General features: G+C 71.8%; 13 protein-coding genes. 9 read left to right on the top strand and 4 right to left on the bottom strand.

Going from position 1 to position 15,954, the window contains the following annotated elements; translation table 11 throughout:
- The first annotated feature begins 167 nt into the window (after positions 1 to 167).
- From MCAG_RS12435 to MCAG_RS12425, 3 genes are all read left to right on the top strand, one after another.
- Positions 168 to 377: a DUF397 domain-containing protein gene (locus tag MCAG_RS12435; RefSeq protein ID WP_007073328.1), complete on the top strand. Its 210-nt coding sequence runs from the start codon at positions 168 to 170 to the stop codon at positions 375 to 377.
- A gap of 114 nt (positions 378 to 491) precedes the next feature.
- The gene (locus MCAG_RS12430; RefSeq protein ID WP_007073327.1) at positions 492 to 974 is read left to right on the top strand and encodes an SRPBCC family protein; all 483 of its coding nucleotides are present in this window, start codon (positions 492 to 494) and stop codon (positions 972 to 974) included.
- A gap of 49 nt (positions 975 to 1,023) precedes the next feature.
- On the top strand, positions 1,024 to 2,277 hold the full coding sequence (locus MCAG_RS12425) for a PQQ-binding-like beta-propeller repeat protein (protein WP_007073326.1): 1,254 nt from the start codon (positions 1,024 to 1,026) through the stop codon (positions 2,275 to 2,277).
- Between the two features lie 10 nt (positions 2,278 to 2,287).
- Here the strand turns inward: MCAG_RS12425 and hisC are convergent, their stop codons facing one another.
- The 3 genes from hisC to hppD form a co-directional block, all read right to left on the bottom strand.
- A complete protein-coding gene (hisC, locus tag MCAG_RS12420; protein ID WP_007073325.1) occupies positions 2,288 to 3,385 on the bottom strand; it encodes a histidinol-phosphate transaminase in 1,098 nt (365 codons plus the stop codon).
- Positions 3,382 to 4,392 carry an RDD family protein gene (locus MCAG_RS12415; protein WP_007073324.1) on the bottom strand — a complete coding sequence of 337 codons (1,011 nt, stop codon included), beginning with the start codon at positions 4,390 to 4,392 and terminating at the stop codon, positions 3,382 to 3,384. Before MCAG_RS12415 ends, hisC begins: the two co-directional genes overlap by 4 nt.
- Before the next feature lie 86 nt (positions 4,393 to 4,478).
- Complete coding sequence (gene hppD, locus MCAG_RS12410) at positions 4,479 to 5,684, bottom strand: 4-hydroxyphenylpyruvate dioxygenase (protein ID WP_007073323.1); 1,206 nt, start codon at positions 5,682 to 5,684, stop codon at positions 4,479 to 4,481.
- Between the two features lie 138 nt (positions 5,685 to 5,822).
- Here hppD and MCAG_RS12405 point away from each other — a divergent pair, with 138 nt between their 5' ends.
- The 3 genes from MCAG_RS12405 to MCAG_RS12395 all read left to right on the top strand — a co-directional run bounded on the left by MCAG_RS12405 (position 5,823) and on the right by MCAG_RS12395 (position 9,654).
- Positions 5,823 to 6,329, top strand: coding sequence for an Lrp/AsnC family transcriptional regulator (locus MCAG_RS12405; RefSeq protein WP_007073322.1), 507 nt, complete (start codon positions 5,823 to 5,825; stop codon positions 6,327 to 6,329).
- A 135-nt stretch (positions 6,330 to 6,464) separates the two neighbouring features.
- The gene (locus MCAG_RS12400; RefSeq protein WP_036376982.1) at positions 6,465 to 7,874 is read left to right on the top strand and encodes a PQQ-binding-like beta-propeller repeat protein; all 1,410 of its coding nucleotides are present in this window, start codon (positions 6,465 to 6,467) and stop codon (positions 7,872 to 7,874) included.
- A gap of 112 nt (positions 7,875 to 7,986) precedes the next feature.
- A complete protein-coding gene (locus tag MCAG_RS12395) occupies positions 7,987 to 9,654 on the top strand; it encodes a fumarate hydratase (RefSeq protein ID WP_007073320.1) in 1,668 nt (555 codons plus the stop codon).
- Between the two features lie 106 nt (positions 9,655 to 9,760).
- Here MCAG_RS12395 and MCAG_RS12390 read toward each other — a convergent pair whose 3' ends face one another.
- Entirely contained in the window at positions 9,761 to 11,245 is a 1,485-nt protein-coding gene (locus MCAG_RS12390) for an aldehyde dehydrogenase (protein WP_198141542.1), read from the bottom strand.
- Positions 11,246 to 11,409: 164 nt separating this feature from the next.
- Here MCAG_RS12390 and MCAG_RS30655 point away from each other — a divergent pair, with 164 nt between their 5' ends.
- The 3 genes from MCAG_RS30655 to MCAG_RS32455 all read left to right on the top strand — a co-directional run bounded on the left by MCAG_RS30655 (position 11,410) and on the right by MCAG_RS32455 (position 15,827).
- Entirely contained in the window at positions 11,410 to 11,829 is a 420-nt protein-coding gene (locus MCAG_RS30655; protein ID WP_007073318.1) for an SCP2 sterol-binding domain-containing protein, read from the top strand.
- The gene (locus tag MCAG_RS12385; protein ID WP_007073317.1) at positions 11,795 to 13,858 is read left to right on the top strand and encodes a glycogen debranching N-terminal domain-containing protein; all 2,064 of its coding nucleotides are present in this window, start codon (positions 11,795 to 11,797) and stop codon (positions 13,856 to 13,858) included. The genes MCAG_RS30655 and MCAG_RS12385 overlap by 35 nt, the downstream gene beginning before the upstream one ends.
- A 472-nt stretch (positions 13,859 to 14,330) precedes the next feature.
- Entirely contained in the window at positions 14,331 to 15,827 is a 1,497-nt protein-coding gene (locus MCAG_RS32455; RefSeq protein ID WP_232290143.1) for a hypothetical protein, read from the top strand.
- Positions 15,828 to 15,954 lie beyond the last annotated feature (127 nt).

Here is a 15,954-nt window from a genome sequence, read left to right as displayed (position 1 = left end):
CGCCCGGTGACGGCCACGAGCCCGAGTCGCACATCAGGTGCGACCGGGGCTCGGCGCATCTCCGTTGATCGAGCCGGGTTCCGCCGTGCGGCGGGGCCGGCCGGCGGCCCACGGGTGGTGCCGCCAGGCCGCCGTGGGACGTCCCGAACGGAGTGGAGGAAGTTAAAATGATCGATCTGTCGGGTGCCGTCTGGCGCACCAGCAGCCGCTCGAACGACCAGGGGCTGTGCGTCGAGGTGGCGGCCAACCTGGCGGGCACTGCCAACGTCGTCGCCGTACGCGACTCGAAGGACCAGGCCGGGCCGGTGCTGACCGTCAGCCCGCCGGGCTGGACCGCGTTCGTCGGCGCGATCCGGGGTGGACGGTTCGGGGCCTGACCGACCCCGGGGGTGCTCCCGACACCCCCGGATCGGCCACCAGCGGCGGAAGTTCCGCCGCTGGGGCCCCATCACAAGCTCACCCCCCGTACCGTGGAGGGCACGGGAGGTGCCATGTCGACGGTCACGGTCACCGAGTTCATCGAGGCGTCCGCCGTCGACCTCTGGCGGCTCCTCGTCGACCTGCCGGTCCGCGCCGACTGGCTCCGCACGGTCGGCGGGGTCGAGCTGCTCACCCCCGGCCCCCTCGCCCCCGGCACCGCCTGGCGGGAGACCCGCACCCGGCCCGACGGGGGCGCCCAGGCCGAGGAGTTCGTCGTGGTGGAGTGCGTCCCGCCCCGGCGGCTGGTGCTCGACTCGCCGGGCATCGGCGTGTCCTACCGGACCACCTGGACCCTGCGCACCGTCCAGCGTCGTCGCCGGGCCTGCACCGCGGTCACGGTGCGGCAGGAGGCGGTCGCCACGGCACCGTTCGGCCGGGTTCTCGCCCTGCTCTTCGGCGGCCTGGCCGCCCGCACGGTCGAGGGCGCCTTCCGTCGCGACCTCGCCGACCTCGCCCGCGCGGCCCAGCCCCCGGCGTCCGCCGAGGCGGCCTGACCGGGCCGGTGGCGGTCCCCCTCGGTAGGGTGCCGGGCGGAGGTGCGGGATGGGATTGGCGAAGGGGCGGCGGGCCGTCGCGATGACTCTCGCGGCGCTGGTCGGCGTCGCTGCGGTCGCCGTCGTCGTCCACCGGGTGCTCGCGCCCGCCGAGGTGGAGACCCCCGCACGGGCCGCCTACCCGGCGGCGCTCACCCCGGCGATCGGCGTGGTGGGCCGGCTGCCGGCAGCTCCGCTGATCGTGGACGGCCGGCTCCGGGTCTACGCCGCCACCCGCCAGGTGTACGCCGACCAGCCCGCCGACGCCCGCAACCGGGTCACCCCGTACTGGTCGTACCGGCGCTGGCCGGCGGAGGTCAGCGGGGTGGTGGCGGACGGGACCACGGTGGTCAGCCACTGGTCGGACGGAAGCCTGGTGGCGCTGGACGCGCGGACCGGACGGGTGGCCTGGCGGGCCGACGGCCCCGCGCCCGCCGAGGGCTGGACCGCCCGCCGCACCGGCGCGGGGGCGGTGTGGGCCCCACCGGGGCTGTTCCTCGCCCGCGCCGCCGACGGCCGGCCCGTGCTGGTGGCCGCCGGCCCGGAGCGGGTCGGCGGCTTCGCGCTCGACGACGGCCGGCGGCTCTGGTCCGCCGACGTGGACGGTGGGTGCCGGGACGACGTGGCCACCACGTCAGCGGGGCAGCTCGTCGCCGTCGACCGGTGCGCCGGCCCGGCGGCCGTCGAGTTCCGTGACGTGGCCACCGGCACCCCGACCACCCGCCTGACGCCGACCGGGGCCACCGCCGACCTGACCGTCACCCCCCTCGGCTGCGTGAGCGCCCGGTCCCGGTGCCGGGGACTGCGGGCCGAGGGCTTCGCCGACGGGGCGGGACGCGGCTGGCTGGTCGGCACAGGCGATCCGGTCGCCGCCCCGGCCCTGGACCCGGCCGGTTCGGAGCTGGCCGGCGAGCGGGTGGTCGGGACCACCGGCGGGGTGGTGACGGCGAGGGCGGTGCGCACCGGCGAGGAGCTGTGGCGTCGCGCCGACCTCGGCCCGGCCCGGATCCTGGCCGTCCAGCCCGGCCGGGTGCACCTGCTCACCGAGACCAACGACCTGATCACCCTGGACCCGATGACCGGCGCGCAGCGCTCCCGCTTCCCGCTGACCGTCGGCAGCGACGGCATCGGCTACGCCACCGGCCTGGCGTACGCGGGCGGCGGCTACGTGGCGGTGGAGCGGCTGCGGGAGCCGGTCGCCCCGGACGCCGACGACCAGCGCTACTTCCTCACCTCGGAGCCACTGCTGCTCGCCGCGACCTGACGAGCGCGGCTCAGGCCAGTGCGGACTCCGCGACGGCGAGGAACGCGTCGTTCTCGGCCGGGGTGCCGATGGTGACCCGGACCCCGTCGCCGGGGAACGGCCGGACGATCACGCCGCGCGCCTCGCAGGCCCGGCCGAACTCCACCGCCCGGTCGCCCAGCGGCAGCCACACGAAGTTCGCCTGGCTGGACGGCACGTCCGGGACGAGCTTGCGCAGCGCCTCGGTGACCCGGTCCCGCTCGGCGACGACCAGCGCGCAGCGCCGCCGCACCTCGTCGGCCTGGGCGAGCGCGGCGAGCGCGCCGGCCTGCGCGGCCATGCTGGTGGAGAACGGGGTGACCACCTTGCGCACGGCGGCGGCCACCTCCACGGCGGCGACGAGGAAGCCGATCCGCAGGCCGGCCAGCCCCCACGCCTTGGACAGGGTGCGCAGCACCACCACGTTCGGCCGGTCGAGGTAGGTCAGGCCGTCCGGCACCTCGTCGTCGGTGACGAACTCCCGGTACGCCTCGTCGATGACCACCAGCACGTCCTCGCCGACGGCGTCGAGGAACCGGTCCAGCTCGGCCTTGCGAGTCGCCGTGCCGGTCGGGTTGTTCGGGTTGCAGACCAACACCATCCGGGTCTGGTCGGTCACCGCTGCGGCCATCGCCGCGAGGTCGTGCCCTGCCCCGGCGTCGTTGGGCACCCGCACGCTGGTCGCGCCGCTGGTCGCCGCGATGATCGGGTACGCCTCGAACGACCGCCACGAGTAGAGCAGCTCGTCGCCGGGCAGGCAGGTGGCCCGCACCAGGTGCTCGGCCAGCGCCACCGACCCGCAGCCGGTGGCGATCCGGTCGGGGTGCACCCCGTGCCGCTCGGCGAGCGCCTGGCGCAGAGCGACCACGCCCATGTCCGGGTACCGGTGCGAGCCGGCGACGGCCTCGGCGACCGCCTCCACCACGCCGGGCAGCGGCCCGTACGGCACCTCGTTGCTGGCCAGCTTGATCGCCTCTGGCAGGCCCAGCTCGCGGGCCAGGTCGGCGGGGCTGCGGCCGGGCACGTAGTTGGGCAGCGCGTCGAGGTCGGCGCGGGTCAGCCGCAGCGGCGGCTCGTGACGTCCGGTCATGGGGTGTCTCCCGGGGGGTTGGCGGGGGCGTCGTGGCCGGCGGCGGTGCCGGCGGGGGTACGGGGAGGAAGCCGGACCACCACGGTCTGCGCGCGCTTGTCGTGCAGCGCCTGCCGAAGCGGGTGGTCGAACAGCGGCGACAGCGCGTCGACGAGCTGGAGCAGCAGGCCGAAGCCGCAGCAGTACCAGAGCAGGGTGGGCAGGCCCAGCGTGCTCCACCGACGCAGCGCCCGCCCGAAGCCGAGCGGCTGGTCGGCCTCGATCGGCACGGCGCGTACGCCCAGCAGCCGCTTGCCGAGGGTCTGCCCGTTGCCGGCCATTGCCGGCACCTCGTACGCGAACCAGAGCGCGGTGGCGATCAGCAGGATGGCGACCTGGAGCCCGCCGGCCTGCTCGCCGGGCTGGGGCAGCCCACTGGTGGAGGTGTCGCCGGCCATGCTGCGGCGTAGCACCTCGCGGAAGTACGGGGTGACCTCCTCGACGTACCGGTAGACGAACCAGCCGTTGACGACCACGTTGAGCAGGAACACCATGCCGAAGTCGATCAGCCGGGCGACCAGCCGGGCACCGAAGGAGGCCAGCGGCAGCCCGTGCGGGCGGGGCAGGGGCGGGCGTCCCGGCCACCCCGGGTACTGCCAGCCGGGCGGGTACCCCTGCCCGGGGGCCGGCGGCGGGCCGGGGTACCCACCGGGGCCCGGGCCGAGCGGTGGCCCGCCAACCGGCCCCGGCGGCTGGCCGGGACCTGGCGGCTGGCCGGGGCCCGGCCAGGCTGGGAACGGGCCGGGGGCGGGCGGCGGCACGGTCCCACCCGCCGGCCCGGGGGTCGCCGTGGGCGCGGCCGGCCGACCCGGGACGGGGCCGACCGGGGGCGGTGGCTCGACGGGGGGCGGCCCCTCCGGCGGGGTCTGGTCGACCGGGATCGGCGCGCCGATCCAGCCCTCGCCGTCCCAGTACCTCCTGGTGTCGGGGTCGGCGGGGTCGACGTACCAGCCGGGTGCGATGCTCACGGGGCAACCTTAACGACGAGCGGCCGGGCGAACCTGTCGCGGCGGTGCTTCGGGGGCTGGGTCACGCTCGACAGTGTCGCAGGTGACTAGAGGTTGCCCCGCTTCTCCTGCTCCCGCTCGATGGCCTCGAACAGGGCCTTGAAGTTGCCCTTGCCGAAGCCGAGCGAGCCGTGCCGCTCGATCAGCTCGAAGAACACGGTCGGGCGGTCCTGCACCGGCTTGGTGAAGATCTGGAGCAGGTAGCCGTCCTCGTCCCGGTCGACCAGGATCTTGCGGGCCTTCAGCTCCTCGATCGGCACCCGCACCCGGCCGATCCGGGCGCGCAGCTGCGGGTCGTCGTAGTACGAGTCGGGGGTTTCCAGGAAGTCCACGCCGGCCGCGCGCATCGCGTCGACGCTGGCCAGGATGTCGTTGGTGGCCACGGCGATGTGCTGGGCCCCCGGGCCCTGGTAGAACTCCAGATACTCGTCGATCTGCGACTTCTTGCGGGCCACGGCCGGCTCGTTGAGCGGGAACTTGACCTTCCGGGTGCCGTTCGCGACGACCTTGCTCATCAGCGCCGAGTAGTCGGTGGCGATGTCGTCGCCGATGAACTCCGCCATGTTCGAGAAGCCCATCACCCGCTGGTAGAAGTCGACCCACTCGTCCATCCGGCCCAGCTCCACGTTGCCGACGACGTGGTCGACGGCCTGGAAGAAGCGCTTCGGCTGGAGGCCGGCGTCGATCATCGGCCGCCGGTCCACGATCGGGCCCCGGGCCACGAAGCCGGGCAGGAACGGACCGGTGTAGCGGGACCGGTCGACCAGGGTGTGCCGGGTGTCGCCGTACGCGGCGATGGCCGCCATCCGCGCGGTGCCATGCTCGTCGGCGACGTCGTGCGGCTCCACCAGGCCAATCGCGCCCTGCGCGGTGGCGTGCGCGTACGCGGCGTCGACGTCGGGGACCTCCAGCGCGATGTCGGACACGCCGTCGCTGTGCCGGGTCACGTGGTCGGCGCCGGGGGCGTCCGGGCGCACCGCGCCGGTCAGCACGAACCGAGCCGAGCCGCTGGTCAGCACGTACTGGGCGTGGTCGCGGTGGCCCTGCTCCGGCCCCCGGTACGCCACGCAGGTCATGCCGAACGCGGTCGAGTAGTAGTGCGCCGCCTGCTTGGCGTTGCCGACCAGGAAGTGCACGTGGTCGAGCGCCTTCACCGGGAACGGGTCGTGGCTGATGTCGTGGTCGACGGCACCGACGAGCCGGTCGACGTCGATCTCCTCGGTGGGCTGGGGTCGGTCGATCGCCTGAGTCATGGTGACCTCCCTTGCGTACCGGCCGGCCTCGTGGGCCGCCGTGGGTGGGTTATTCAGCGAGGATCGCCGGACCGGGTTCGGTGGGCAACAGTCGCGGAAAACCCTGGTCAGGTTGCGCATTCGGTATGGTATTCACCCGTGACCGCTGTGCATGATGTCCAGCTCGACGCGCTCGACGCGCGGCTGATCGAACTCTTCGCCGAGGAGCCCCGGATCGGGGTGCTGGAGTGCTCCCGGCGGCTCGGGGTGGCCCGGGGCACCATCCAGGCCCGGCTCGACAAGCTCATCGGCCGGGGGGTGATCGGCGGGTTCGGGCCGGACGTCTCCCCGGCCGCGATCGGCTTCGGGGTGACCAGCTTCGTCACCCTGGAGATCAGCCAGCGGCTCGGACACGATCCGGTCACCGCCCACCTCTCGGCGATCCCCGAGGTGCTGGAGGCGCACACCATCACCGGCTCCAGCGACCTGCTCTGCCGGATCGTCGCCCGCTCGAACGCCGACCTCCAGCGGGTGATCGACCAGATCGTCTCGTACGAGGGCATCCGGCGGGCGTCGACGATCATCGCGCTCGCCCAGCAGATCCCGTACCGGGTGCTCCCCCTGGTCCGCTCCGCCGCCCGGGGGGAAGGAAGGGCCCCTTCCTAACGCCTTTTGTATAGGAAGGGCCCCCTATTAACACGCCGGTCAGCGAGAAAGCAGCGCGACACGGCCGCACCGGCGCTCGGGGTGGCGGTGATCGTCGTTACCGTGTCCGGTGTGGCGAAGGTGGGCGGCCTCAGGATGCGTGGCTGGTTCCTGCTCGGCCTCGTCACGGTGGTCGTCCTTGCCGTGGCCGGGGTGTGGAACCCGTGGCCGGGCGTGTGGGACTGGGTCGACCGCAGCGAGCCGATCTCCGAGCCCGACGTGGTCTGGCAGCAGCGCGTCGGCGGGACCCCGAAGAGCGTCACCATCGCCGGCGACACCGTGATCGTCGAGCAGCGTACCCGGGTCGAGGCCCGCAGCCTCGCCACCGGCGTACAGTTGTGGGACCGCAAGGCCGACTGGGCCGCCGTGGCCGGCGGGGAGCGCGACCCGGTCGTCGCCGTGGGCAAGCTCCTCGTCAAGGGGTACGAGCTGCTCGACCCCGCCACCGGCGCGACCCGCCGCCGCGACGACGACGCGGTGGCCGTGTGGACGTACCGGAACCTGCTGCTCGACGCCCACTGCGTCGAGGCGACCGACTGTACGTTGAGCGCCTGGGACCCGCGCGGCACCGCGCCGCTGTGGACGGCGTTCCTGCCCGGCGTCAGCACCGGCCTTTTCGCCGACAACCCCGAACTGCTCGGCACCCGCCGGCTCACCGCCAACCGGATCGACGCCGGGGCGGCCGGGCCGGAGCCGGTGCCCCCGCTGCTCGGCTTCCCCGTCGACGGCCGGGTGCACGTGGTGGACACCGCCACCGGCCGGGTGCTCCAGAACGTCGAGCCCGGCCGGGACGAGCGGCTCGCCGTGATCGGCGGCCGGATGCTGCGGATCAGGGCGGTCGGCCAGGACGGCGCGTGCGCGTTCACCCTCACCGCCCACGACCCGGCCACCGGCAAACAGGTGTGGCGGCGCACCGGGGTCAACCTGCGCACCGCCGACAGCGCGGGCTGCGTGCAGCGGGAGGACCCGCAGGGCGCGCGGAACGTGCTGATCGGCGTGGCCCCGGACGGCCGGGAGGCGGTCATCGACGGGTACGACGGCCGGCTGCTGCAGGTCAACGGCGAGGGGCAGAAGCTGATCGCCGTCGACGACCGGCACGCGCTGCTGCGCACCGCCGACAAGCGCTCGATCGTCGCCCGGGAGCTGGGCGCGGGCCGCACCCGGTGGACCCGGGCGACCGGGGCCAAGAGCGGGGCCACGCTCACCCCGTACGCGGCGGTGCTCACCCAGGAGAAGCCGAACCGGCTGATCGCGCTGGACCCGCGTACCGGAAAGGAGCTGGTGGTGCTGCGGACCTCGGCCAACGCCCTGGCCGTGGGGCCGGCGGGCATGGTCATCGGCGAGGGCCGCGAGATCGGGTACGTCCGCTTCGGCGCCGGTGGTGCCGCGCCCGTGTCCGGCGGCGACGCCGGTGTCCCCGGCCCCGACGGTGGCGGCGACGCGCCGGGCGGCGGCGACGCGCCGGCCGACGATGACCGGTGCGGCCCGAAGCGGGAGCTCTGCTGAGCGCCCTGCGGTAGGCGCGCCGAGCCGGTGGGTGGGGCCGAGCGGGAAGCGACTTCGCAGGAGCCCCCGTCGGGTGCGACCGATCGGCCGGTCTGCCCTAGGCTTTCCGCTCATGAGCAGTGCCGCCGCGTTCTCGTACGCCCCCTTGCTGCCGACCGGTCCCGACCAGACCGAGTATCGCCTGGTCACCGACGAGGGTGTCGATGTCGTCAACGGTCCGGGCGGGCGCCGGTTTCTCACCGTGGAGCCGGCCGCGCTGACCGCGCTGACCGCCGAGGCGATGCACGACATCGCCCACTTCCTGCGCCCCGCCCACCTGGCCCAGCTCCGGTCGATCATCGACGACCCGGCGGCCTCGCCGAACGACCGGTTCGTCGCGCTGGACCTGCTGCGCAACGCGAACATCGCCGCCGGTGGGGTGCTGCCGATGTGCCAGGACACCGGCACCGCCATCGTGATGGGCAAGCGCGGCCGGCACGTGCTGACCGACGGCGGCGACGCGGAGGCGATCTCCCGGGGCGTCTACCAGGCGTACACGAAGCTGAACCTGCGCTACTCGCAGCTCGCCCCGCTGACGATGTGGGAGGAGCGCAACACCGGCAGCAACCTGCCGGCGCAGGTGGAGATCTACGCCGAGGACCCGGACGGCCACCCCGACGCGTACAAGTTCCTGTTCATGGCCAAGGGCGGCGGATCGGCCAACAAGTCGTACCTCTACCAGGAGACCAAGGCGCTGCTGAACCCCACCCGGATGATGCAGTTCCTGGAGGAGAAGCTGCGGCTCATCGGCACCGCCGCCTGCCCGCCGTACCATCTGGCCGTCGTCATCGGCGGCACGTCGGCCGAGTACGCCCTGAAGACCGCCAAGTACGCCTCCGCTAAGTACCTGGACGCCCTTCCGACGCAGGGCTCGATGACCGCCCACGGCTTCCGCGACCTGGAGCTGGAGGCGGAGGTGCTGGAGCTGACCCGCAACTTCGGCATCGGGGCGCAGTTCGGCGGCCGGTACTTCTGCCACGACGTGCGGGTGGTCCGGCTGCCCCGGCACGGCGCGTCCTGCCCGGTGGCGATCGCCGTGTCCTGCTCGGCGGACCGGCAGGCGGTCGCCAAGATCACCCCGTCGGGTGTGTGGCTGGAGCGCCTCGAAACCGACCCGGCGCGGTACCTCCCCGACGTCACCGACGAGACGCTCGATGCCGAGCAGGTCGTCCGCGTCGACCTGAACCGGCCGATGGCCGAGATCCGGGCCGAGCTGTCGAAGTACCCGGTGAAGACCCGGCTGTCGCTGACCGGCCCGCTGGTCGTCGCCCGGGACATCGCGCACGCGAAGATCGCCGAGCGGCTGGACGCGGGCGAGCCGATGCCGCAGTACCTGCGCGACCACGCCGTCTACTACGCCGGCCCGGCCAAGACCCCCGAGGGGTACGCCTCCGGCTCGTTCGGCCCGACCACCGCCGGCCGGATGGACGCGTACGTGGAGAAGTTCCAGGCCGCCGGCGGCTCGATGGTGATGCTCGCCAAGGGCAACCGGTCCGCCCAGGTGACCCGCTCCTGCCAGCGGCACGGCGGCTTCTACCTCGGCTCCATCGGCGGCCCGGCCGCCCGCCTCGCCCAGGACTGCATCCGGCACGTCGAGGTCCTCGAATACGCCGAGCTGGGCATGGAGGCGGTCTGGAAGATCGAGGTGGAGGACTTCCCGGCCTTCATCGTCGTCGACGACAAGGGCAACGACTTCTTCGCCGAGGTCACCAAGCCGGTGCTCACCGTCGGCCGCCGCTGACCGTCCCGCGCGGGTCAGGCGCTGAGCGTTTCCCGGGACGGGGGGCGACAGCGCCTGGGCGATGACGCCTTCGGTCACGGCTGCCAGGGACGGCGGCCCGGACGTCTCACCGGACTTCGTCAGCCGTGGTGGGCACGAAGACCGACTTGGTCTGGAGGTAGCCGTCGATCGCCTCCGGGCCGTTCTCCCGGCCGTACCCGGACTGCTTGTAACCCCCGAAGGGCAGGGCGGCGTCCAGGACCGCCCAGGAATTGACCCAGACGATGCCGGAGCGCAGGCGGCTGGCGACCCGGTGGGCGCGGGCGACGTCGCGGGTGTGCAGGCCGGCGGCGAGTCCGTACCGCGTGCTGTTGGCCAGGCTCACTGCCTCGTCCTCGGTGTCGAACGGCTGGACGGTCAGCACCGGACCGAAGACCTCCTCCTGGACGATGCGGGCGTCATTGGGTACGTCGGCCACCACGGTCGGGGCGTAGTAGTAGCCGCCGTCCCGCTCGATGCGGTGGCCGCCGGTGACGATCCGGCCTTCGCCGGCGGCGACGTACCGCTCCACGCTCTCCAGGCGTCGCCGCGCAGCCAGCGGCCCGACGATGGTCCGGGGGTCGCGCGGATCGCCGACCGGCACCCGTGCCACCACTTCGGTCACCTTGGCCAGCACGCTGTCGTAACACGAGCGCTGGATGAGCAGGCGGGAGCCGGCCATGCAGAACTGGCCGGAGTTGAACAGGAAGCCAGGCACCACGGCGTTGACGGCGGCGGTGATGTCGGCGTCCTGGAAGACGATGTGGGCGGCTTTGCCGCCGAGTTCCAGCGTGGTGGGCCTGACCGCCGCCGCGGCCGCCGCCGCGATGCTGGCCCCCACCCGCGTCGACCCGGTGAAGGCGATCTTGTCGATGCGGGGGTGGCTGGCCAGGGCGGCGCCGGCGTCCTCTCCGCCGGTGACCACGTTGAGCACACCGTCGCCGAGGCCGGCCTCGGCGAACAGTTCCGCCAGTCGCAGCGCCGTCAGCGGGCAATCGGCGGCCGGCTTGTGCACCACCGTGTTCCCGGCGGCCAGAGCCGGCGCGATCTTCGTCGTGGACAGGATCAACGGAAAGTTGTACGGCGTGATCGCCCCGACGACGCCAAGTGGCTCCTTCAGGGTGTAGGCGAGGCCGGGGGTGCGGATGTTGCGGGTGGCACCCCCGATCTGGTCGGCCAGGCCCCCGTAGTAGGTGAAGTGGTCGATGGTGTCGCGAAGGTCGACGGCGCGCGCGATGGTGATGGGCTTGCCCGTGTGCAGGCTCTCCAGCTGCGCGAACTCGTCCCTGCGTTCCTCGAGCAGGGCGGCGACCCTGAGCAGCACGGCACCTCGCTCACGACCGCTCATCCGTGGCCAGGGACCGTCGTCGAACGCGCGCCGTGCGGCGTCGACCGCGGCGTCGACGTCCTGGTCACCCGCCTCGGCCACGGAGGTGACGACCCGGCCGTCGGCCGGATAGATGACGTCGCGCCGTCTCCCATCGGCGGCGTCGCGCCACCTGCCGTCGATGAAAAGCTGTCCCGGCGGCAGGTCGGTCCGCTCTTCGGCGATCGCCGTGCTCATACGCTCCATGTCTGCATACTGGCTGCCACGGTGCGGGTCCGGGATCACCCCGGCAGGGTGAAACGAGTGCCGCACCTGCCGCCGCTCGTCCGGTTCTCGTTCTCATGGGGTGACGCCGGGTCACCCTTGACGCCCATACCCTCCGGGGGACGGCGAACCGCGGGGGTGGATGGATGGCCGACTCCATTGGTGAACACCTCGACAGGCTGGGCCGGAACCAGAATCCGGGGCTCAAGGACCTGCCGGCGTGGGCGCGGGGCATCATTCGCCTCGACATACGGGGTGACGAGCGGGTCGATCAGTGGTTCATCACCCTGGAGAAGGGGAAAGCCCGGGTGTCACGCACCGGACGCGAGCCGGACGCGGTCATTTGTGCCGGTCGACCGGTGCTGGACCGGATGGCCAGGGGCGAAGCCAAGTTCAGTCCATCGGTCTTCCGGAACGATCTTATTGTCGAGGGGGACCTGAGGCTGGCCGACGCGTTCGGGAGGCTGCTGTTTCCCGGGCCTCCAAAGGCGCATCATCCGCGGGATTTCGTTCGCGAGGAAGGTGCGAAACGTGATCGAGAAGACCGTAAGCCTCCTGGACGGTAACACCTTCATCGTCACCAACGACCAGGGTGATGTCAGTCCTTCGCAGGTCTACCCGACCGGGCTCTTCTCGTTCGACACGCGTTTCCTCTCGACCTGGCGGCTGAGCCTCAACGGAGAGCGACTCAGTGTGCTGTCCCGCGACGATCTCCGGTACTTCGAACGGCACTTCTTCCTGGTCCCCGGAGAGCCGACACACTACGTCGACGCGAAGGTCTCGGTCATCCGGGAGCAGTCGATCTGCCAGGACTTCAGCGAACGCCTGACGGTCCTGAACCACGACCTTGAGCCGGAGCATTTCACGCTCAGGGTGGAGATGGGCGCCGACTTCGCCGACCTGTTCGAAATCAAGGACGTGCGGGAGAAGGTGGGGACGACCTCGGTGCACCGGGAGAACGGCGTCCTGCGCTTCCGCTACGAGCGCGGCGGCTTCCGGCGCGACACGATCATCTCCAGCACCGCCGAGGCCGAGGTCGACGACGCGGGGATGACCTTCGACATCCACCTGGAACCGCGGTCGAGCTGGCATACGGAGCTGCACGTGCAGCCGGTCATCCAGGAGTCCCTCGCCGAAAACAACAAGACCATCTGGGCCGCCTACCGCAGCAGGAGCAGACCGAAACTGCGGCAGGACCTGGAGCGCTGGCTCAAGCGGGCCCCCACGTTGATCTGTGACTACGAGCCGCTCCAGACGGCGTACGAGCGGAGCCTGATCGACCTGGCCGCGATGCGGTACGCGTCGCTGACCAACCCGTCGGCTCCCCTGCCGACGGCCGGCCTGCCCTGGTTCATGACCATTTTCGGGCGGGACAGCATCTTCATCTGCCTACAGGCGCTGCCCTTCGCGCCGCAGTTGACCCCGCCGGTGTTGCGGCTGCTGGCGCTCCTGCAGGGGGTGACCTTGGACGACTTCGAGGAGGAGGAGCCGGGGAAGATCCTGCACGAGTTCCGCTACGGGGAATCCGCCGCGTTCGAGGAGCAGCCGCACACGCCGTACTACGGGTCGGCGGATTCCACCCCGCTGTTCGTGATCCTTCTGGACGAGTACGTGCGGTGGACCGGGGACGCGACGTTGATCCGCAGGCTCGAACCCAACGCGCGGAAGGCGCTGGCCTGGATCGACGAGTACGGTGACCTGCTCGGTAACGGCTACCTCTCCTACTTCCGGCGCAACACCGTGAACGGGTTGGAGAACCAGTGCTGGAAGGACTCGTGGGACTCGATCTCCTACCATGACGGCCGGCTGCCCCGCCCGCCCCGCGCCCCATGTGAGCTACAGGGCTACGCCTACGACGCGAGGATCCGGGGTGCCCGGTTGGCCCGCGAATTCTGGAACGACCCCGCCTACGCCGACCGGCTCGAGCAGCAGGCCGCCGAACTCAAGCGACGGTTCAACCAGGACTTCTGGCTCCCTGACCAGGAATACTTCGCCCTGGCCCTCGACGCCGACGGCGAACCCGTCGACGCCCTCGCCTCCAACATGGGTCACCTGCTGTGGAGTGGCATCGTGGAGCCGTCCCGGGCGAAGAAGGTCGTCCAGCACCTGCTCAGTCCACGCATGTTCTCCGGCTGGGGGGTACGCACCCTCGCCGACACCGAAGCCCGCTACAACCCTGTCGGCTACCACGTCGGCACCGTCTGGCCTTTCGACAACTCCGTCATCGCCTGGGGCCTGCGACGCAGCGGGTTCCGGGAGGAGGCGGCCCGGGTCGCCGAAGCCGTCATCCAGGCCTCGGCCTACTTCCACGGCCGCCTTCCCGAAGCCTTCGCCGGCTACGACCGCGCGTTGACCAACTTCCCGGTCGAGTACCCCACGGCGTGCAGCCCGCAGGGCTGGTCCGCCGGAGCCCCACTGCTGTTTCTCCGCACCATGCTCGGCCTCGAACCGCACGAGAGCCACCTTGCCACCGACCCGGTCCTGCCTCCCTCCGTCAACCGCATCGAGCTACTCGACATCCCTGGCCGGTGGGGGCACACCAACGCGTTCGGCCTGCGGTCCGGTCCCCACCCACGGCAGCGCCTCCTGAGGTAGACCGGCGACCGAGGCCGATCACGCTGATCGCGTCGGCCGGTCCCTGGACAGCCGCCCGGACTTGGAAGATCTTCTTGGCTGGCCGACGTCGGCACTGCTTTGCGTGTGCGATGAATTACTTATGGTGACTCTCTTCGCTGCTTTGCGACGTGGGTGTCCGTCTTGTGCTGATATCTTGTAGCCGACCTTTACATCGAACAACTCTCATCTCTACTGTCTGACGCAGCGTCAGGTGTGTGACTACGGGGGGTTGACCGATGGCTGGTTGGCGCACGCCTGCGTACATTTCGCGGGGCCGTTCAGGGCTTGTCCGATGCTGGTCGGCCGGGGTGACAGCGGTCGTTGCCGTGGCCACCGCTATCGGTGTGCCAACCACCCCCGTTGCCGCCGCCGTCCCGACAGGGGCACATGTGTCGAGGAGCAGCCGGACGGGCAGGCGGCCCGCAAGATGGTGGCGACCTGTGGCCGACGGGTGGAGATCCTTTCGGAGCGTACGGAGTGGTCGCAGACCTTCGCCAACGTCGACGGCTCGCGGACGCTCGAGCAGACGATAGAGCCCACCCGGGTGCGCAAGGGCGGGTCCTGGGTGCCGGTGGACACGACGCTGAAGGTTACTGCCGAAGGCATCGTGCCCCGGGCGACGGTGCTGCCGATGGTCTTCTCCGCCAAGGGCGGCGACGGCCCGTTCGCCACGCTTCGTGACGGATCCCGTCGCCTCGACGTTTCCTGGCCGGGGAAGCTTCCCGCGCCGGGCACCATCCCGTCACCGGCGGCCGAGGGCTCACCCAACGCGGCCGTCTACGCCCTGTGGGATGACTGGGTAATCGACTCCCAGGCGAAGATCGTCACGAAGATCAGTGGCACCGCCCCCAACCGGCAATGGGTCGTGGAGTGGCGCAACGTCCACCTCTACGGCGACACCAGCACCCGGACCACCTTCGAGGTGATCTTCACCGAGGGCGGTGACATCACCCTCGCCTACACCGGCATCGACCCGGCCAAGCCGATCGAGCGTGGCGGCGAGGCCACCGTCGGCATCGAGAACGCCGACGGGTCCATCGCCTTCCAGTACCTGCACCGGCAGACCTGGCTGGCCACCGGGCAGGGCGTCACCTTCAAACCCAACCCGCCGGGCCAGGGCAGCGTCGCCGGCACCGTCACCTGCCAGGGCACCCCGATCGCCGGCGCGACCGTCACGGCCGCCGACAAGACCGCCACCACCGCGGCGGACGGCACCTACCAGGTCACCAACGTACCGGCCGGCTCGTGGGCCGCGATCGCCACCGTGACCGCCGGCGCCTGCAAGGGTTCCGATGTGCAACAGGTGGTCGTCGGCACCAACACCCAGGCCACCGCCGACTACCCTCTCGGGGCCACCACCACCGGGGGTGGGCACACCCTCACCGAACAGGCCGTCGCGTACACCCCCGCCAACACCACCGTCCTGGCCCTGACCGGGGACGACGCCTACACCTCGGTCACCCTGCCCTTCCCGGTTTCCCTCTACGGGCAGGCGTACACCACCGGCTGGGTGGACACCAACGGCCTGGTCAGCTTCGTCAACCCCGGCGAGCCGTCCCCGGACGCTTGGCCCATCCCCTCACCCGACAGTCCCGAGGAGCCCAACGCCGCGCTCTACCCCTTCTGGCACGACTGGGTCGTCGACACCAACGCCAGCGTCCGCACCACCACCCGGGGCACCGCCCCCAACCGGCAGTACGTCATCGAATGGCGCAACGTCCACTCATACGAAGACCCCCTCACCCGCATCACCTTCCAGGCCATCCTCGACGAAGCCGGCGGCTACAGCTTCACCTACACCGACAACGGCGGCACCTTCCTCGAACGCGGCGGCGGCGCCACCATCGGCATCGAAAACGCCAACGGCACCGCCGCCATCCAATACACCCACCGCCAACCCGTCCTCCGCCCCGGCCTGGGACTGAGGTTCAACCCACCCACGCCCTGACCCCGCCTCGACCGCGCCCAGCCGCTGAATCTCGGATCCTCCGGAGGCCCTCGGTGATATCCAACCCGCCCGTCGTCCCCGCTCTCTCGCCGATGCGGCGGGCCCGACGTCGTACGGTGCGCCGCTC

Source organism: Micromonospora sp. ATCC 39149 (assembly GCF_000158815.1).
In the GTDB taxonomy this organism is placed as follows: Bacteria; Actinomycetota; Actinomycetes; order Mycobacteriales; family Micromonosporaceae; genus Micromonospora.
The sequence above is the reverse complement of the archived record's forward strand: the minus strand, read 5'-3'. Positions and strand labels throughout refer to the sequence as shown.